The following is a 17,084-nucleotide window of genomic DNA, read 5'->3' as shown; positions in this document are numbered from 1 at the left end:
TCACCCTGTTCACCGGCCAGTGGGCCGACCTGCCGTTCGAAGAGGTGGCCCGGCTCGCCGGCGAGTGGGGCTACGACGGCCTGGAAATCGCCTGCTGGGGCGACCACCTGGACCCCTGGCGGTGGGACGACGACGCGTACGTCCAGGGCAGGCTGGACATCCTGGAGCGGAACAACCTGAAGGTATGGACCATCTCCAACCACCTCAAGGGCCAGGCCGTGTGCGATGACCCCATCGACGAGCGGCACCGGGGGATCCTGCCGGATGTCGTCTGGGGCGATGGCGACCCCGAGGGCGTCCGCCGCCGCGCAGCCGAGGAAATGAAGAACACTGCCCGCCTCGCCGCGAAACTGGGCGTGAAAACCGTCACCGGGTTCACGGGCTCCTCCATCTGGAAGTACGTGGCAATGTTCCCGCCGGCCTCCGAAAAGATGGTCGACGCCGGATACCAGGACTTTGCGGACCGTTGGAACCCCATCCTGGACGTCTTCGACGAGGTGGGGGTCCGGTTTGCCCATGAGGTGCACCCGTCCGAAATTGCCTACGACTACTGGACAACCCAGCGCGCCCTGGAGGCGATCGGACACCGCGAGGCGTTCGGGCTGAACTGGGATCCGAGCCACATGGTGTGGCAGGACATTGATCCCGTGGGTTTCCTGTGGGACTTCAAGGACCGCATCTACCACGTGCACTGCAAGGACACGAAGAAGCGGCTCAGCAATGGCCGTAATGGACGGCTCTCATCCCACCTGGCATGGGCTGATCCGCGGCGCGGCTGGGACTTCATCTCCACCGGCCACGGAGACGTGCCGTGGGAAGATGCCTTCCGGATGCTCAACTCCATCAACTACCGCGGCCCGCTGTCCGTGGAGTGGGAGGACGCCGGAATGGACCGCCTGGACGGAGCGCCCGAAGCGCTGCAGTTTGTTCGGCGCCTTTCCGGGTACGAGCCCTCAGCAGCGGCCTTCGACGCCGCTTTCAGCACAAAGTAGCTCAACACGAAGAAGTGAACACAAAGAGCGGCCGGTCCTGTAATCCAGGACCGGCCGCTCTTCGTTATGCGAGCCTCAGCCGGTGATTGGACGTGCCGCAATCGGGGTTTCGACGTGCTCAACCAGCGCTTCCCGTGCCAGTGCAAGGTGCCGCCGCGTCATGTCCGTCGGGTCGTCCTGCAGCCACTCATGGCCGCCCCATTCGCTGGTCAAAGTGCCGGTGAAGCCGTTGGCGGCCAGGAGGCCGCCAAGTTCCTGCAGCGGCCGGGAAACCCGTCCGCCGTCATCATCCAAATCCCAGAACTTCAGGTGGAAGGCGCCCACCAGCGGCAGGATGCCCTGCAGGTCGGCGGCGTCGCTGCGGCCAAACCGGATCAGCAGGTTCATGAAAAGGGTGTGGATGGGTGGCGGCACGTCTCCGGACCGCAGCAGCGCGGTGACCGCGTCCATGGTGGCGGGATCGCGCCAGCCGTCCTCCAGGCGCGCCATAAAGTCCCGTGGCAGGCCCGCGCGGCGCAGTTTCCCGAGGTAGCTGACGGGAAGGGCGGGCATCAGCATGCTGATATCAACCAGAACCCGGACGTGGTCATCGTCCAGCCCGGCAATCAGCTCCAGCGCAGGCTCGACGGCTGGGCTTCCGGGCGCCTGCTGGCCCTGGATCTCTTCGTACAGCACCAGGTCAAGGCGGTGCAGGATCGGCTGGAGCAGGGCGAGCAGTTCACCTCCCGCCTGGCCGATCGGAAGACGGACGCCGTGCGCTCCCACCCGGTGGGCGGCATGCAGTTGCGGGACCAGGAAATCCAGGCGCTCCTGCAGCGGGCGGCGCTCCGTGGGCGAGGAGAAATCGTCAAGGCTGGCCCCAACGATACTGACGGATCCGCCCCTTGCCGCCAGCGACGCCCGCAGCCCTTCGACTTCGCCGTCATTGGGGGTAGGGAATGAGCGCCACACCAGTCCCGGCTCGAGTTCGATCACTTTCACTACAGCGTCCGCGATCCCCGTGACGGTGTCCTGGGCCGTTCGGCGGGCAGCAATGATCTCCGGGGTCCAGTTGAACGAGCTGGCGCAAAAGGTCCAGCCGGATGGAATGTCGGGAGCCATAAGACACCTTCCCCTATATGATTGTTTATGACAGACTTATGTCTGTTTCAGGATAAAGGATGGTCTTGATGTTGGAAACCGCGGTGCGCGACGATGCGCTGACCACCACCCCGGAAGGTTTTGAACTCCGGATCGGCCTGCCGTGGATCCGCTCCATGCCCCTGTCGGGCATTACCGGACTCACCGTGGAGGTGGACGGGCGTTCGCTGGCTGGGGGCGGCCTGATGGTGGTGCTGGGCTCGCGGCGCGTGCCGCCGCATGCCCTGGAGGCGGAGCGGGGCTGGTGGTTCGTGCAGGACCGGCTGGTCCTTGCCGGCCGGGGCGCGCTCTCGGCCGGCCTGCACGACGTCGCCGTCGACTTCCAGCTGATGGTGCCCTACCTGCAGGCGCGGCCGGGTTCTCCCCTGGTCCTGCCGTTCCACCTGGAGGCCCGGCTGGAACTGGACGCGGCGCCGGTGCCGTCTGTGTCCCGGGACGTGGCCTGACCAGACAGTGCTGACCGGACGGGCCCGGGCGTCCCCGCAGAAGCCTAGGCGGGGACCGCGGTTCGTTCTGGTGAAGGCCGGCCCTCGGCGAACCAGCGCGGGAAAGTGACATCAAACAGCTGCTCGCGCGCCAGCTCGGCACCGCCGCGGAGGGGTTCGCGTTCATCGTTTACGGACATGGTGATGATCAAATCCCGGGTAGCAAGCGGCAGCGACAGTTCGTAGACCCGCTGCCTCACTTCCGCCAGGAACACCTCCCCGGCGGACCCGATGGCACCGCCGATGACGATGACTGCGGGATTGAACATGTTCACAAGGGCAGAAATTGTCTCCCCCACAACGCGCGCTGACTTCTGGACCAGCATGATGGCCAGCGGGTCGCCGGACCGGACCGCGAGGGTGATCTCCTCGAGCGTCAGTTTCCCCTTCTCGGCAATCGGAGCCATGGAGGTGCTGGCGCCCTCCTTGACGGCCTGCTCAACATCCCGGACCAGCGCCCAGCCACTGGCCACGGCTTCCAGGCAGCCGATCTTTCCGCAGCGGCAAACGGCCGTGGAATCCAGGACGCGGACATGGCCGATGTCACCGGCAGCACCATTGGCGCCGCGGTGGATCCGGCCCTGGGACAGCAGGCCCGCCCCGATTCCGGAACCAATCTTGCAGTAGATGAGGTCGGCAAGGGCATCGCGGCGGCGCGCGCGTTCGCCAAGGGCCAGCAGGTTGACGTCGTTATCCACCCAGACCGGCGCATTGAAGCGCTCCTCGAAGGGGGTTCGAACATCGAAGCCGTTCCAGCCGGGCATGATCGGCGGGGACACCGGCTGTCCGGAGTTGAAGTCCACCGGGCCGGGAAGGCCCACCACGACAGCCCAGACGGAAACTTTGGAGTCTTTTGCCAGTACTTCGTCCACCAGGGTCATCACGGCGGCGATGGTCTTCTCCGGCCCCTGTCCGATGTCCCAGGCCCGGTGCGTGTGTTCCAGGATGTCGCCGTCGAGGGCGGTGATGCCAACCCGGATGTGGGCGGCGCCAAGGGCGCAGATAACGATTCGTCCCTGCTCTGCACGGAAGCGGAGGGTCCGGGGCGCCCGGCCGCCGGAGGAGGCGCCGAACTCGCCGTCGCCGAGGAATCCGATCTGGATGGCCTGGTCCACGCGCTGGCTGACAACGCCCCGGCCCAGGCCGGTGACTTTGCCAATCTCCGGGCGGGTGGTGGCCTCACCCGTCCGCACCAGGTTGACGATCCGCAGGAGGCTCGTCACTTCATCGGTCTGGGCTCCGAAGCGGAGGGTGGACTCTGTCGACATGCCCTCATTCTCACACATCTACGGCCACTAAGGTGCAGTTGGGCGCGACTATAGCCAGAAGCTTCCAAACTTATGAATAATAAAGACATAAGAGGGGGGCGCCGATGCCTTGGAACGTAGGGATTCTTGGAGCCGGACCCGGAGTGGCGGCACTGCACCTGCCGGTGTTGGGCCGCCTGGGGGACCTGTTCACTGTGAAGCACATAGCCGACGCGGGAAGCGGACGCGCCCGGGACCTGGCAATCGGCTTCGGTGCCAACTGGTCGACGGGCGAGGGTGACCTGCTGGCCGACCAGGATGTGGACGTCGTGGCAATCTGCACCCCGCCGGCCGAACACTCCCGCCAGGTCATCGCTTCGGTGGAGGCCGGAAAACGCGCCATCTTCTGCGAAAAGCCGCTCGCCACCAGTCGCGGGGAGGCCGACGAGGCCGTTGCCGCCTGCCGGGCCGCGGGCGCCGTCCTGATGGTAGGCACCAACCATCTTTTCGATTCCGCCTGGGGCAGGGCAAGGCACCACCTTGTTGCCCTCCAGGGGCAGGTGCAGGCCATCTCCGTCACACTGGCACTCCCGCCGAACGACAGATACCACCAACTGGTGGCCGAGGGTGGCCCATTCGTGGCGGCCCGCCGTGGACGGCCTGACCTCGATGATCCTGCCGTCGCTGCCGGCGTTCTGCGCCAGCTGTTGACGGGCCTGGCGATCCACGATCTTCCGGCGGTGCGGGACATCGCACCCGGCATTGACGAGGTGGTGTACGCCCGGGTTGCCTCGACGGTGGGGTACCTGGTGGGCTACCGCGCCGGTGGCGTGCTGGTCCAACTGGCGCTCACCATGCTGCCCGGGGGGCCGGATGCCTTGTGGCGGATGGGCATCGCCACCACGCACGACCGAGTGGAGGTGGACTTTCCGCCTGCCTTCGTCCAGGCGGGAAGCGCCACCGTCCGGGTGCGCAATGTTGACGGGCAATGGGTGACCTACCCCAGGGACGTAGAAGACGGTTATGAGGCAGAGTGGCGGCTGCTGGTCTCGCTCCTGCAGGGTGCAGTCCCGGTGGAGTACGACGAACTCCTGGCCGACGCGCACTATGCCATCGACCTCGCCGATGCCGCCGCAACCAAGCTTCGTGAAGGGGCGCGGCCATGACCGCTGCGGGCCGCAGGTTCACTGTCTCCACCCGGCTGCCCCGGTACCGGGCCGCCCTCGCCCAGCTTCCGGTGAGCGCGGGGCCCGCGGACGATGTACGCGGTGGGGTTGCGGTGGTGCCGGGTTCCGGCGACTGGTGGCAGGGCGTGTTGGCAGCCCGTGCCGGGGGAGCGCTGGCCGTGGTCCTGGCCGATCCGGGAATGCTTCCGCGGGGTGCGGTGGACGGCAGTCCATGGCCCGTGGATATTCCTGTCATCGTTGACCGTCCGGGCCTGCGTGCAGACGTCGTCGCCGACGCCGCGCAGGCACGACAATCCAGTCAGCCGCGAATGCTCACCATTGACTGCGCCGCCCCGGCGGCAGGCATGGCCGGCGTCGTCCTGGACGGTATCGGTTGGGCCCGTTCCCTGATGGGGGCCGGGCTGAAGCTTTGTTCCGGCGCGTCAACGACGGGGGCAACGATGGCGCTTCTCGAGGGGTGGGGAGTGGATGGCATGGCGACGCCGGTGACCCTCATGGCGTCCCGCACGGGCGGCCGCCGCCCTGGCGGGTTGATCCGTGTTGTGGCCCACGGCGACGTCAGGACAGAAGTGACCATCGACCAGCCGGCGGGCTTGGTATGCATCGAGACCAGTACCGGGGAGGGTGTCTTCCGGGCGCCCCTTCGCTATGAGGCCCCTGCGCGCCTCGCGCTCCGCCGGGCCATGGAGGCGTGCGTATCCGGTCAACCGCCGGGCGATCTGGCCGACCTGCTGGCGGACATGGCCGTCGCGGCAGGTATCGCGGCGTTGTGAACCGAATGGACGCCCACTCGCAGCGCTTAGGTCAAAGCCTTGCTTACTTATGTTGTTTTAACGCAAAAGTGCGGGTATGCTGATGAGTGGCGCCGGGGTCCCTTCCGGACCCGTTCTCCGGCGTGATGCCGCACCGGAGGCACACCACGTCGCGTCGACGGCCCGATCGTTCGGGCAGACTACTATGCCACTCTCGCGTGTAAGGCTTCGTTTCCTCGTCGCCTCCCTTTTGACTGTCTCTTTCCTCGGGGCACTGGACCACACCGTGGTATCCACGTCCCTGGCCACCATCGCCGGCAAACTGGGAGCGCTGCAGCTCATGAGCTGGGTGGTGGTGGGATATACCCTTTCCAGCACCGTCCTGCTGCCCGTGCTGGGCAAACTCGGCGACGTCCTGGGGGCGCGCCGGGTCTTCCTGGCTTCCCTCGTGATGTTCCTCGCCGCGTCACTCATCTGCGGCTTCGCCACGGACATGGTGTGGCTGATTGCCGCCCGCGTCCTGCAGGGAATGAGTTCCGCGGGCCTCCAACTGATGTCGCAGACCATCATTGCCCGCGTCACCACCCAGCGTGAACGGCCCCGCTACATGGCAATCATCGGGGCGGCCTTCCCCATCGCCATCCTGGTGGGCCCCGTCCTCGGCGGGGCGATTACCGACTACTGGGGCTGGCAGTGGGTGTTCTGGATCAACATTCCGGTAGGCGCCGCCGCCCTGGCCCTTGCGCTGGCTGCCGTTCCGCACCTCGAACCGGGACCCGCCCCCCGCGGCTTCGACATCGCCGGTGCAGCGGTGTTCACCACCTCGCTGGTGGCGTTCGTCCTGGCAGCCTCCTGGATCGCGGAACGGAACGCCGGTGCTGCCACCCTGGCCGCCGGCGGCATCTGCCTGGTGGGCTTCACCGCCTTCTTCCTGATCGAGCGGCGCGCACCGGAGCCCGTCGTGCCGCTGCACTTCTTCGCCAACCGCACCATTGCCGCATGCACGGCACTCTCGGCGATCATCGGCGTCGGCCTCTTCTCCATCACCGCATACCTGCCCACCTACTTCCAGATGGCATACCGGACCACGGCTACGGTGTCCGGCCTGGTGCCCATCGCCACCGTATTCGGCATGCTGCTCAGCAACCTGCTCACCGGCTGGCTGGCGAGCCGCAGCGGACGCTACAGGATCTTCCCGATCATCGGCACCATGCTGGGGGCCGGCGGACTGCTGGTCATGGCATCGCTTCCCACGGGGCTTCCGCTGTGGGTGCCCATGATCGTGATGGGCGTTGTCGGGATGGGCACGGGGGCTTTCATGAGCCTCATCGTCGCCGTTGTCCAGGGCGCCGCACCACGCAGCCAGACCGGCACCATCACCGCCACCATCAACCTGGTGCGGCAGGTGGGATCGACGGTTGCCACCGCCATCATCGGCGGGGTAATCGGATCCGCCGTCGCCGCCAGGCTGCCGGCAGGGCTCGAAGCATCCACCCTGACCCCGCAGTTGGTCCATGCGGCGGCACCGGCGGTCCAGGCGGACGTCGCACAGATCTACAGCTCAGTTTTCACCCCCATCTTCATCGCCCTGGCCGCCGCCTACGCCGTGGGAATCGTCGCGGCGTTGCTGCTCCCGCACGGCAGGCTCTCCGATGAACCCGTTCCCGCTCCCCGCCCTTCGTCCGAATCCCTCCCGGCCTGATCCCAAAGGAGACATCATGTCCACTTTCACTGTTGCCATCGTCGGCAGCGGACCCATCGGTTCCACCTACGCACGGGTCCTGCTGGAACAGATCCCCACCGCCCGCGTGGTGATGTTCGAAGCCGGGCCCCAGCTCACCGCCGTCCCCGGCGAGAGCGTCCGCAACATCCCGGACCCCGCCGAAAAGGCGCGTGCCCGCGAGATGTCCCAGGGCCCGCAGGCAGGCGCCTACCGCGAGTCCCTGGGCATCCCCGCCGGAACCGTCACCGAAGGCATGTTCACCGCGCGCCAGGGCACCCACCTGCTCGATTTCGGCGGCGAAGGCTCAGCGCATGCACCCTCCTTTCCGGCGGCGGCTGCGGCCACCAATGTGGGCGGCCAGGGCGCGCACTGGACCTGCGCGACTCCGTCGCCCGCCTTCAGCGAAAAGATTCCGTTCATCGCCGACGACGAGTGGGACGGCCTGATTGAGGAGGCCAAGCAGCTGCTGCACGTCCACAGTGCCGCCTTCGCGGATTCAAAGGTGGGTGAGGCGATCCGATCCCTGCTGGACGAAGAGTTCGGCGCCGAACTGCCGGCGGGCTACGGGGTGGGCACGCTTCCCGTGGCGGGGGACCCGCAGCCGGATGGTTCCGTGCGCTGGGCGGGTGCCGACGTCGTCCTCGGACCGTTGATCGACAAGGAAAACCCGCTTTCGAAGCAGTTCGAACTGCGCGACCTCACCCTGGTCCGGCGGGTGGAGCTGGACGGACGGCGCGTCACCGGCGTCACGGTGCAGGACATGCGCACGGGTGAGGAATCCTTCGTGGCCGCTGACATCGTGGTGGTGGCCGCGGACGCCTTCCGTTCCCCGCAGCTTCTGTGGGCCTCGGGCATCCGGCCGCAGGCACTGGGCCACTACCTCACCGAACACCCGGTGGTGATCTCCACCCTGGCGCTCGACGCGGACAAGATGCAGCGGTTCGCCACCGAGGAAGACCTCAAAGCCGAACACGCACGCCGTGCGCTGAATCCCGCCGATCCGGTGGCGGCGGTGAACCGCATCCCGTTCTCCGAGCCGGAGCACCCGTTCTCCGTCCAGGTGATGTACACCGAAACCACGCCGTTCCCCATGGAGCCCGGCACGCCGTACTCGGAGAACCCGTGGGGCTACGTGAACATGGGGTACGGCATGCGCAAGCACCCGCGCTACGAGGACGCCGTCACGTTTGACGACAACGAACAGGACTACCGCGGCTTCCCGAACATGACCATCGAGTATGCGCTCACTGAGAGGGAGGAAACGGAAATCGCCCAGGCCACGGAACGGCTCCGCCGGGCCGGCAAAGCCCTTGGCGTCTTTGTTGCCGAGCCCAGGCTGATGCCCAACGGCTCCAGCCTGCACTACCAGGGCACCATGCGGATGGGTGCGGCCGACGACGGCACCTCCGTGGCGGATCCGTGGTCCCGGGTGTGGGGTTACGAGAACCTGGTGGTGGGCGGCAATGCGCTGATTCCGACGGCGACGGCGATGAACCCCACCCTGATGAGCGTGGCCATCGCTGTGCGCGGGGCGCGGAAGGTGGCGGAGGACCTGGGGGCCTGACACTTCCGGTCAGCCGTCACATCAGGGTCTGCAGCTGGGCATACATCCGTCCCGTGGATACCAGCTATCCCAAATCCATGATTCCGCGATAGCCCAGGTGTTGTCACAGTGAGGGAAGTCACTTTCGGTGCCCCGGCGGTACCGTCCCCTCCGTGACCATCAAGAGGCTAAGGAAGATTCAATGGAGAATATTCAGCTCGCGGGTACTGCCGGGAACGGGACACCCGGCCCGGCGGTGACGCGTCCGGCCGGGCGGTTCCAGGCGGCCCTGCTTGTTGCCGGCAGCTGCATGCCGGTGCTGGGCGCCGTTCTGCTGGCACCCATCCTGCCGACGCTAAGCCAGGTGTTTGCGGGCACGCCCGGCGTGGCCATCCTGGTGCCGCTCACCCTGACACTGCCGGCGTTGTTCGTGGCCCTGTTCTCCCCACTGGCCGGCTATGTCGCCGACAGGGTGGGGCGCAAGCAGCTCCTGGTCTTCGCCATGCTGGCCTACGCAACCTTCGGCACAGCACCGCTGTGGCTCACCAGCCTGGAGTCCATTGCCGTGTCACGCGTGGGCGTCGGCATCGCGGAAGCCGCCATCATGACCTGCTGCACCACCCTCCTCACGGACTACTACCAGGGCGAACAGCGGAACAAATACCTGGGCCTGCAAACCATGGTCAGCGCGCTCGCCGCCACAGCGTTCTTCGCGCTCGGCGGTGCCCTGGGCAGCATCAGCTGGCGGACGCCGTTCTGGCTATACGCGGCCAGTGCCGTGATCGTTATCCCCATGATCTTCAAACTGTGGGAACCGGCAAAGAGCCAGCGCACGGAGCCTGTCCGCACGCCAGTGCCCTGGCGGCAGATCGGCGCCCCGGCCGCAGTGACGCTGTTCGGCGGGATAGTGTTTTACGCCCTCATCGTGCACCTGCCGTACGTCATCACCAGCCTCGGCGTTGCCGACGCGGCACTCATCGGCCTCGCCGCGGCCATCGCATCCCTGGCCACGGCAGCAGGCGCCATCTCTTTCCGCTTCCTGGCGAAGCTGGGCACGAAGAACCTGCTGGCGCTCGCGTTCGGACTGGCCGCCGTGGGACTTTCGCTCGTCTCCGTTGCAGGGAATGTTCCGCTGGCGATTGCCGGTGCTGTCATTGTCAGTGCGGGAACCGGTGTCCTGCTGCCCACCCTCCTGACCTGGGCCGTCAACGGACTCGAATACCAGCAGCGCGGCCGCGGCACCGGCATCTGGACCGGAACCCTGTTCATCGGCCAGTTCCTGACTCCCATCGTCCTCGGCGCGGCTGCAGCGGCGCTGGGCGGCCTCGGGTTCGCCCTGGGCGCCCTGGGAATCGCATGCACGGTGGCCCTCCTCGCCGTCCTGGTCCGGGGACCGCGGGCAGTCCCCGTCAACCCTTAGCCCTACTGCACTGGAAGACGGCACCGCGGGCACGGCTAACCTGTGGGTATGAAGAACCTGGACCTGAACCTGCTGCCCCACCTGCAGGTCCTGCTGGAACTGCGCAACATCTCCCGGGCGGCGGAGCGGCTGCAGCTCAGCCAGCCGGCCACGAGCGCGGCGATGGCGAGGCTCAGGCGCCATTTCGACGACGAACTCCTGGTCCGCAACGGCCGCACCTATGACCTCACCCCCTTCGCCCAGTCCCTGGTCCCGCTGGTGGACGAAGCCATGCTCCACATCCAGCGCGCCACCCGTGTGCGGTCCGGTTTCGACCCGGCCACCAGCGAACGGGAGTTCGTCATCGCAGCCTCCGACTACGCAGCCGCGCTGATCGTCGGCCCGCTGCGGGGCATCCTGCGGGACGAAGCCCCCGGCGTATCCGTGGACTTCGTCCCTACGGCAAAATCCGGTATTCAGGGTCAGATGGCCGACTACTCGAAGATCGACCTGCTGGTGGGCCCCACGGGCTACCAGATGCAGGGCGCCAGCAGGCAGTTGTTCCGGGACAGCTTCATGGCCGTTGCCGACGCCGGCAACCCGCTGCTCCAGCAGCCCCGGCTGACCCTGGCGGACCTCGCAAGCGTTCCGCACGCCGTCGGCTATTTCGGCGAGGGCATCAGCACCCCCGCTGACAAACTGTTCGAGGCACGCGGCATCAAGCGCCGGGTGGCTGCCGTGGTGGCCGGCTTCCTGTCCCTGCCGCTGCTGGTGGAGGGGACGGACCTTGTGGCGCTGGTGCCGGGGATGCTGGCGGCCCGGGCCCAGCGGGGTGCGGACATTGCGGTGCTGGAATTCTCCGGCGGGACCGAGGCGTCCCTGGTGGAGGCCATGTACTGGCACCCCTCCCAGGCGGAAGATCCGGCAAGCGTATGGCTCCGGTCCGTGGTCCAGCGCTCCTGCGCCCGGCTCCACGAGCTCTTCCCCGTGAGCACCCATCCGGTGGCTATCCACGAGGCAGTCAGCCCGTAGGCCCGAGGCTTGTTCGGCGCCCGTGACGGTGTCGTTGCCCGGTCGTAGACTCTTGCTGACCCGAGCCGTGCAGCGACTCAACCAACCAAGGAGGACTGTTATGAGCAATGGAACCACCAGCCCTGGGGCGGCGGCAGCGGCGCAAACCCTGTTCAGGGTGGCTCTGGGAGGAGTGCTCGTGGCCCACGGATCCCAAAAACTCTTCGGCTGGTTCGGCGGGGGAGGCGTCGAAGGCACCAGTAAGGGCATGCACGCCATGGGGTTCCGCCCCGCCAAGACAAGCGCCGTCCTCGCGGGCGTAGGTGAAGCGGGAGCCGGGCTTGCCTTGGCCCTGGGTCTGGCGACGCCAGCCGCCGGCGCCGCTGCTGCAACCACCATGGGCGTGGCGGCAAGCGTCCATGCCCCCAACGGTTTCTTCGCCCAGGAGGGCGGCCTCGAGTATCCGGCCGTGCTGGGCCTGGCCGCCGCCGCCTTCACCATCGGCGGCTCCGGACCATACTCCCTGGATGCGCTCAGCGGCCACGTCCTGGACCGGCCCTGGATGCGCATTACCGCTTTGGCCGTGATCCCCACCGCCATCGCAATCCAGGTATCCCGCCGGCGCAAGGCCCTCGCCGCAGACGCCGCGGCACCTGCCAACGGCACTGCCGCGGAAAACGGCTGAGCCCGTAGCCCTGACTATCTGAGGGACTATCCGCGCGGCAGATACCACCTAGTCCTAAAACGCTGTTCCCCTTCCGGTCCACCCCTGCGAAAGTCGAGAAACACACGTCCGGAAGGATTTTCCATGCCCGTTTCCAGCCCGCGCCTGGCCGGCAAGACAGCTGTTATCACCGGGACGGCCAGCGGCCAGGGCAGGGCCGCCGCGCTCGCGTTCGCTGCGGCAGGGGCCGTAGTGGTGGGCTGCGACATGGACGACGACGGCGCTGCCGCCACGGTCGCGCAGGTCACCGCCGCCGGTGGCCGGATGAGCAGCAACCGGGTAGACCTCACGGATGAGGCTGCCGTGGCGTCGTGGGCCCAGGACGTCGCGGACGTCCATGGGGAGGTGCACATCCTGTACGCCAACGCCGCCGTCACGCGCTTCGCGCCGGTGGAGCACCTCACGTACGCGGACTGGAAGTGGAACGTGGAGCACGAGATGGATGTGGTGTTCCTGCCGGTGAAGTACTTCTGGCCGCAGCTGATCGCGGCGCCGAACGCCGCCATTGTCCTGGTGGGCTCCACGGCGGGGGTGACCGGCTCGATGACCAACGGGCGGCTGGCCCACACCGCCACCAAGGGCGCGGTGGTGGCCATGACCAGGCAGCTCGCTGCCGAGGGTGCGCCATTCGGGCTCCGCGTCAACACGGTCAGCCCCGGGATGATCCGCACCGCCGCCACCGAGGGCAACCTCCTCGCCCCCGACCACCCCATGCGGACCATTGCCGGAAGCATTCCCCTGGGCAGGATCGGTGCGCCGGAGGAAGTGGCCAACTGTGCCCTGTTCCTCGCCTCGGACGAGGCCTCGTACGTCACCGGGGCCAACCTGATGGTCGACGGCGGCTGGTCGGCCGTGCTGCCCGGCTGACCGGTCAGGGAATTTCAGCGCAGGGCGTCGGAGACCGACTTGGCGCCCCCGTGGCCGGACTGGCCGCCATCCACCGGGATCTCTGCGCCCGTCACGAAAGAGGACAGCGGACTGAGGAGGAAGAGCACGACACCGGCCACCTCCTCCACGCTGCCGGTGCGCCCGAGCGGGGTTTCGGCCAGCGTGGCCTGCCGGAACTCCGGCTTGGCTCCCTGCGTCATGGGAGTTTCGATGAATCCGGGATGAACGGTGTTCACCCGGATACCGCGCGGACCGAGTTCCATGGCGGCCACCTGGGACAGCCCGCGCACCGCCCACTTGCTCGCGGTGTAGGCCACCGGATAGTGGGCCGTCAGGCCGGCCACGGAGCCGACATTCACGATCGAGGCACCCCTGGCCATGTGCGGTGCCAGGGTCTGGATACCCAGCAGGCTCCCTGCCACGTTGACCCCGTAGACCTTATGCAGGTCAGCGGGAGACACGTCCAGCAGGCGGCTGCGCTGGGTGATGCCGGCGTTGTTCACCAGGCCATGGACGGTCCACCCCTCGGAGCGGATCCAATCCCCAAGGCGCGCCCACGCCGCGGCATCCGATACGTCAAGCTGCCGGTACACGAGGCATCCGTCCGCGGCCGGAACCACCCCGGCCAGCCCTGCGGGGATGCCGCCGGCGAGGTCGGTGGCGATCACCCGCGCCCCGGCTTCGGCCAGCATCCGTGCCTCTGCAGCGCCCTGGCCCTGGCCGGCCCCGGTGACCACCACCGTACGGCCTTCGAGCTGGAGGGAAACCACCTCAGGATCCGGCGGACGCCGGCTGGACAGTCCGGTTGCGTGGGCGGGTCCGGGCTGCCACCCGGGTCACGGCTTCCCGCCGGGCGCCAACAGTGTTCTCGATGGTTCCGATGCCTTCCACGGTCATCCGGACCACGTCGCCGGTCTTCAAGGGTGGGGGAGTCTGTGCGCCGTTGCGTCCCCAGAGCTCGGCGAGGCAGCCGCTCCCGCACGTGCCGGATCCCAGCACGTCGCCGGGCCGTACCATCGAATCCTGCGACGCGTAGGCCACCAGCTCCGCGAACGGCCAGCCCATGTTGGAGAGCAGGTCCTGGCCGATCGGCTCGCCGTTGACCTTCACCGCCATGGAGATGGGCAGGAAGCCCCCGGCGTCGTGCCGGTCCTCGAACTCGTCCGCCGTGACAATCCAGGGCCCCAGGGTGTTGGCGAAGTCCTTGCCCTTGCACGGGCCGAGGCTGACTTTCATCTCGCGGCGCTGCAGGTCCCGGGCGGACCAATCGTTGAGGATGGTGTAGCCGAAGATATGCCTGTGGGCCTCTTCCGCCGTCAGGTTGCTGCCGTCGCTGCCGGGGACGCGTCCGACGACGGCGGCCACCTCGGTCTCGAAGTCCAGGTCCGTGCAGCCTGCCGGAATGCCGATCACCTCGCCGGTCCCGGTCACCGTGTGCGGGTTGGTGAAGTAGAACGTGGGTGCCTCATACCATTCCGGCACCACGCCGGCTACGCCGTCGATGCTCTTCCGGACGCCCTCCACGTGCTCCTCGAACGCCACGAAGTCCCGGATCGTGGCGGGCACCAGCGGGGCGAGCAGCTGCACGTCCGCGAGCCGGACCGCCGGACCGGACCCGATGACCCGCCGGGCGGTGGCCAGCGTCTCCTCAAGTCCGGCGTCCAGCAGTGTCTGCACGTCCTGTCCCTGGGGGAGGGCGAAACAAGCGCCGCCGTCCACAAAGCCGGACTGCGTCCCGCCGTCGTCATTCCAGCGTGCAATCTTGACCATTCGGAGCCTCCTTAAGCGGTAGGTCGGGTGGTGAGGGCGGCAGCTGCGGTGATTCCCAGCCTCCGGGCGTTGCCGCCAAGGACGCGGGCCTCGTCGCCGGCCGGAAGTCCGGCTGCCTGGACCTCGTCCACGGGAAGGTCGGAGCCCATGTCGAACGGGTAGTCCGAGCCGAGCAGCACCTGCTCCGGCCCGGCGGCCGCCACGAGCGCCCGCAGTTCTGCCGGGCTGTGCACCAGGGAGTCGAAGTACAGCTTTTGCAGGTAGGACGACGGCGGCTGGGCGCAGCCATGTGCCTCGGGCCGTACCTTCCAGGCGTGGTCCGAGCGGCCCAGCGTGGTGGGGAGGTAGCCACCGCCATGGGCAGCCACGACCTTCAGGGCCGGGTGGCGGTCCAGGACACCGCTGAAGATGAGGTGCGACAGGGCCACGGCGTTTTCGGCGGGCTGGGACACGGTGTTGGCCAGGTAGAAGCGGTCCAGCCGTTCATCCAGCGAGCAGCCGAAAGGATGCAGGAACACCAGCGCCCCGAGCTCTTCGGCCCGGCCCCAGAACGGTTCCAGCCGGGGGTCCGAAAGCTCCACCGTGCTGCGGTCCGGGTCGCCGGGAGTGGCGGCGTAGGAACCGATTTCCACGCCCAGCAGTCCGCACTCCAGCACCGCGTGCTCCAAAGCCTGCACCATCAGGTGCGGGTGCTGGAGCGGAACCAGGCCCAGGCCGTTCAACCGTTCCGGCGCGCGGTCCATGAACTCCCGTACTGCCTGGTTGGCCTGCTGCGCCACCTGCAGGGCCAGCTCGTCGCCGGCAAAGTAGTAGAAATGCGACGGCGAAGGCGAGACCAGCTGCACATCCACGCCCTGCGCGTCCATATCTGCCAGCCGGCGGTGCAGGTCCGTCAGCTGCGGCCAGCGTTCCTTGATCATCTTCCCCGAGGCGGCCATGGACTCGGGCCCATTGCGGCGCACTTCCATGGCCTGCAGCGCGGCGAAGCCCTCGGGGTCCGCGTCGGCCACGAGCTGCTGCAGGGCCGGGAGCAGGATGTGGGCGTGGACGTCCAGGACCGGGTTGTCAGCCGGGCGGGGGCTCATGCGGGTTCCTTCAGCATGACGGAGAGGCCGTGCATCAGACCGGGCACGTCGGCGTCCCGGACGCCGTCGAGCATCCACTGGCCCAGCTGGACGGAGGCATTGACCACTGCCTTGGCCCGGTCCAGCCGGCGGTCGGTGAATTCCTTGAACAGGGTTTCGGTGACGTCGTCGGCCTCGACCAGGAGTTCGGCCAGTACGGCTGCGTCCTCCAGTGCCATGGCGGCGCCTTGGGCCACCGTGGGCGGGCAGCTGTGGGCGGCGTCGCCGATGATGACCGTGCGTCCCCGGTTCCAGGGGCCATCCACCAGGTGGGTGGTGAACCACGTGTAGTTGATGCGCGCGCTGTGGTCCAGGTTTTCCCGGATGTCCTTCCACGGGCCGCCGTAAGCCGCGGCGAGCCCGGCCATGATGCGTGGCCCGTCCTCGTGTTTGCGCTCCTGCGCCTTTTCCACCAGGTAGGCGTAGATGGTGTCGGGGCCGGTGGGGCAGTACCCGGCAATGAAGCAGGGGCCGCCGTAGGTGAGGTCGGTGCGGACCACTTCTTCCGGGCGCTCCACGAAGGCCCGCCAGATACCCATGCCCGTGGGCCGGGGTTCCACGTCGATGCCGATGGCCTTGCGGACAGCGGAGTGCAGGCCGTCGGCGCCGATCAGGAGGTCATAGGTCGCGGTGCCGCCGTCGGCCGTGCTGACGGTGACGGACCCGCCGTCGTCTGTTATACCCGTGACGGTCTTCCCGTAGCTGATCCGGGCTCCCGCCTGTTCGGCCCGTTCCCGGAGGATGGCGGTCAGGTCAGGCCGGTACATGCCCATGGTGGCGGGAAGGTCGTCGCCGCCGGTGCGGATGTCCTCCAGGACCGCGATGACCGTGCCGTTGGGGTCGGGGGCGCGCAGGCCCAGCGTGCTGAAGCCGTAGCCTTTGGCTGCCACCTGGTCCCAGACACCGAGCTGGCGAAGGACCCGCAGGGCGTTCCCCTGCAGGGTGATTCCGGATCCCAGGGTCTGAGGTTCGGTTGCCTTTTCCAGGACTTCCACCTGGACTCCGGCGTCGGCCAGGAGGATGGCGGCGGCCAGTCCCGCGGCTCCCGCCCCCACGATTCCGACGTTCTGTACTGCTGCCATCGCTGACTCCTTTGTAT

The 17,084-nt window shown here is 67.7% G+C and carries 16 protein-coding genes; 10 read left to right on the top strand and 6 right to left on the bottom strand.

Annotated features, from left to right (window positions below; translation table 11 throughout):
- A partial coding sequence (locus RM50_RS04170) for a sugar phosphate isomerase/epimerase family protein (RefSeq protein ID WP_043450285.1) occupies nucleotides 1–992 on the top strand: 992 nt, incomplete at its 5' end.
- 75 nt (nucleotides 993–1,067) lie between these two features.
- Here RM50_RS04170 and RM50_RS04165 read toward each other — a convergent pair.
- Nucleotides 1,068–2,093, bottom strand: a complete 1,026-nt coding sequence (locus tag RM50_RS04165; protein ID WP_043450283.1) for a restriction endonuclease subunit R — start codon at nucleotides 2,091–2,093, stop codon at nucleotides 1,068–1,070.
- Nucleotides 2,094–2,161: 68 nt separating this feature from the next.
- Between RM50_RS04165 and RM50_RS04160 the strand changes: the two genes are divergently transcribed.
- Nucleotides 2,162–2,578, top strand: coding sequence for a C-glycoside deglycosidase beta subunit domain-containing protein (locus RM50_RS04160; protein ID WP_043450282.1), 417 nt, complete (start codon nucleotides 2,162–2,164; stop codon nucleotides 2,576–2,578).
- A 44-nt stretch (nucleotides 2,579–2,622) separates the two neighbouring features.
- Here the strand turns inward: RM50_RS04160 and RM50_RS04155 are convergent, their stop codons facing one another.
- Nucleotides 2,623–3,885 carry an ROK family protein gene (locus RM50_RS04155; RefSeq protein WP_052259944.1) on the bottom strand — a complete coding sequence of 421 codons (1,263 nt, stop codon included), beginning with the start codon at nucleotides 3,883–3,885 and terminating at the stop codon, nucleotides 2,623–2,625.
- Between the two features lie 104 nt (nucleotides 3,886–3,989).
- Between RM50_RS04155 and RM50_RS04150 the strand changes: the two genes are divergently transcribed.
- The 8 genes from RM50_RS04150 (at nucleotide 3,990) to RM50_RS04115 (ending at nucleotide 13,070) form a co-directional block, all read left to right on the top strand.
- The gene (locus RM50_RS04150; RefSeq protein WP_043450280.1) at nucleotides 3,990–5,030 is read left to right on the top strand and encodes a Gfo/Idh/MocA family protein; all 1,041 of its coding nucleotides are present in this window, start codon (nucleotides 3,990–3,992) and stop codon (nucleotides 5,028–5,030) included.
- Nucleotides 5,027–5,824 (top strand): hypothetical protein, encoded by a 798-nt coding sequence (locus RM50_RS04145; protein ID WP_043450277.1) that lies wholly within the window; start codon nucleotides 5,027–5,029, stop codon nucleotides 5,822–5,824. The genes RM50_RS04150 and RM50_RS04145 overlap by 4 nt, the downstream gene beginning before the upstream one ends.
- 184 nt (nucleotides 5,825–6,008) lie before the next feature.
- Complete coding sequence (locus RM50_RS04140) at nucleotides 6,009–7,505, top strand: MFS transporter (protein WP_043450274.1); 1,497 nt, start codon at nucleotides 6,009–6,011, stop codon at nucleotides 7,503–7,505.
- 16 nt (nucleotides 7,506–7,521) lie between these two features.
- Complete coding sequence (locus RM50_RS04135; RefSeq protein ID WP_043450272.1) at nucleotides 7,522–9,090, top strand: GMC oxidoreductase; 1,569 nt, start codon at nucleotides 7,522–7,524, stop codon at nucleotides 9,088–9,090.
- A gap of 181 nt (nucleotides 9,091–9,271) precedes the next feature.
- On the top strand, nucleotides 9,272–10,489 hold the full coding sequence (locus RM50_RS04130; RefSeq protein ID WP_043450270.1) for an MFS transporter: 1,218 nt from the start codon (nucleotides 9,272–9,274) through the stop codon (nucleotides 10,487–10,489).
- Between the two features lie 48 nt (nucleotides 10,490–10,537).
- Nucleotides 10,538–11,500 (top strand): LysR family transcriptional regulator, encoded by a 963-nt coding sequence (locus RM50_RS04125; RefSeq protein WP_082006961.1) that lies wholly within the window; start codon nucleotides 10,538–10,540, stop codon nucleotides 11,498–11,500.
- Between the two features lie 100 nt (nucleotides 11,501–11,600).
- The gene (locus RM50_RS04120) at nucleotides 11,601–12,164 is read left to right on the top strand and encodes a DoxX family protein (protein ID WP_052259943.1); all 564 of its coding nucleotides are present in this window, start codon (nucleotides 11,601–11,603) and stop codon (nucleotides 12,162–12,164) included.
- 123 nt (nucleotides 12,165–12,287) lie between these two features.
- Entirely contained in the window at nucleotides 12,288–13,070 is a 783-nt protein-coding gene (locus tag RM50_RS04115; protein WP_043450266.1) for an SDR family NAD(P)-dependent oxidoreductase, read from the top strand.
- A 14-nt stretch (nucleotides 13,071–13,084) separates the two neighbouring features.
- Here RM50_RS04115 and RM50_RS04110 read toward each other — a convergent pair whose 3' ends face one another.
- Genes RM50_RS04110 through RM50_RS04095 form a run of 4 tightly spaced genes read right to left on the bottom strand, consistent with a single transcriptional unit; the run spans nucleotide 13,085 to nucleotide 17,067 of the window.
- Entirely contained in the window at nucleotides 13,085–13,861 is a 777-nt protein-coding gene (locus RM50_RS04110) for an SDR family NAD(P)-dependent oxidoreductase (RefSeq protein ID WP_043450264.1), read from the bottom strand.
- Between the two features lies 1 nt (nucleotide 13,862).
- Nucleotides 13,863–14,861, bottom strand: coding sequence for a fumarylacetoacetate hydrolase family protein (locus RM50_RS04105; protein WP_043450262.1), 999 nt, complete (start codon nucleotides 14,859–14,861; stop codon nucleotides 13,863–13,865).
- Between the two features lie 11 nt (nucleotides 14,862–14,872).
- Nucleotides 14,873–15,946, bottom strand: a complete 1,074-nt coding sequence (locus tag RM50_RS04100; RefSeq protein ID WP_043450260.1) for an amidohydrolase family protein — start codon at nucleotides 15,944–15,946, stop codon at nucleotides 14,873–14,875.
- A complete protein-coding gene (locus tag RM50_RS04095; RefSeq protein WP_043450258.1) occupies nucleotides 15,943–17,067 on the bottom strand; it encodes an FAD-dependent oxidoreductase in 1,125 nt (374 codons plus the stop codon). Before RM50_RS04095 ends, RM50_RS04100 begins: the two co-directional genes overlap by 4 nt.
- Nucleotides 17,068–17,084 lie beyond the last annotated feature (17 nt).

This window comes from Pseudarthrobacter phenanthrenivorans (assembly GCF_000813845.1).
Lineage (GTDB): Bacteria > Actinomycetota > Actinomycetes > Actinomycetales > Micrococcaceae > Arthrobacter > Arthrobacter phenanthrenivorans_B.
The sequence above is the reverse complement of the archived record's forward strand: the minus strand, read 5'-3'. Positions and strand labels throughout refer to the sequence as shown.

Excerpts from the sequence above, each read along its gene's own strand:
- RM50_RS04165 (WP_043450283.1), bottom strand. The coding sequence starts at position 2,093 with ATGGCTCCCGACATTCCATCCGGCTGGACCTTTTGCGCCAGCTCGTTC.
- RM50_RS04160 (WP_043450282.1), top strand. The coding sequence starts at position 2,162 with ATGTTGGAAACCGCGGTGCGCGACGATGCGCTGACCACCACCCCGGAA.
- RM50_RS04155 (WP_052259944.1), bottom strand. The coding sequence starts at position 3,885 with ATGTCGACAGAGTCCACCCTCCGCTTCGGAGCCCAGACCGATGAAGTG.
- RM50_RS04150 (WP_043450280.1), top strand. The coding sequence starts at position 3,990 with ATGCCTTGGAACGTAGGGATTCTTGGAGCCGGACCCGGAGTGGCGGCA.
- RM50_RS04145 (WP_043450277.1), top strand. The coding sequence starts at position 5,027 with ATGACCGCTGCGGGCCGCAGGTTCACTGTCTCCACCCGGCTGCCCCGG.
- RM50_RS04140 (WP_043450274.1), top strand. The coding sequence starts at position 6,009 with ATGCCACTCTCGCGTGTAAGGCTTCGTTTCCTCGTCGCCTCCCTTTTG.
- RM50_RS04135 (WP_043450272.1), top strand. The coding sequence starts at position 7,522 with ATGTCCACTTTCACTGTTGCCATCGTCGGCAGCGGACCCATCGGTTCC.
- RM50_RS04130 (WP_043450270.1), top strand. The coding sequence starts at position 9,272 with ATGGAGAATATTCAGCTCGCGGGTACTGCCGGGAACGGGACACCCGGC.
- RM50_RS04125 (WP_082006961.1), top strand. The coding sequence starts at position 10,538 with ATGAAGAACCTGGACCTGAACCTGCTGCCCCACCTGCAGGTCCTGCTG.
- RM50_RS04120 (WP_052259943.1), top strand. The coding sequence starts at position 11,601 with ATGAGCAATGGAACCACCAGCCCTGGGGCGGCGGCAGCGGCGCAAACC.
- RM50_RS04115 (WP_043450266.1), top strand. The coding sequence starts at position 12,288 with ATGCCCGTTTCCAGCCCGCGCCTGGCCGGCAAGACAGCTGTTATCACC.
- RM50_RS04105 (WP_043450262.1), bottom strand. The coding sequence starts at position 14,861 with ATGGTCAAGATTGCACGCTGGAATGACGACGGCGGGACGCAGTCCGGC.
- RM50_RS04100 (WP_043450260.1), bottom strand. The coding sequence starts at position 15,946 with ATGAGCCCCCGCCCGGCTGACAACCCGGTCCTGGACGTCCACGCCCAC.
- RM50_RS04095 (WP_043450258.1), bottom strand. The coding sequence starts at position 17,067 with ATGGCAGCAGTACAGAACGTCGGAATCGTGGGGGCGGGAGCCGCGGGA.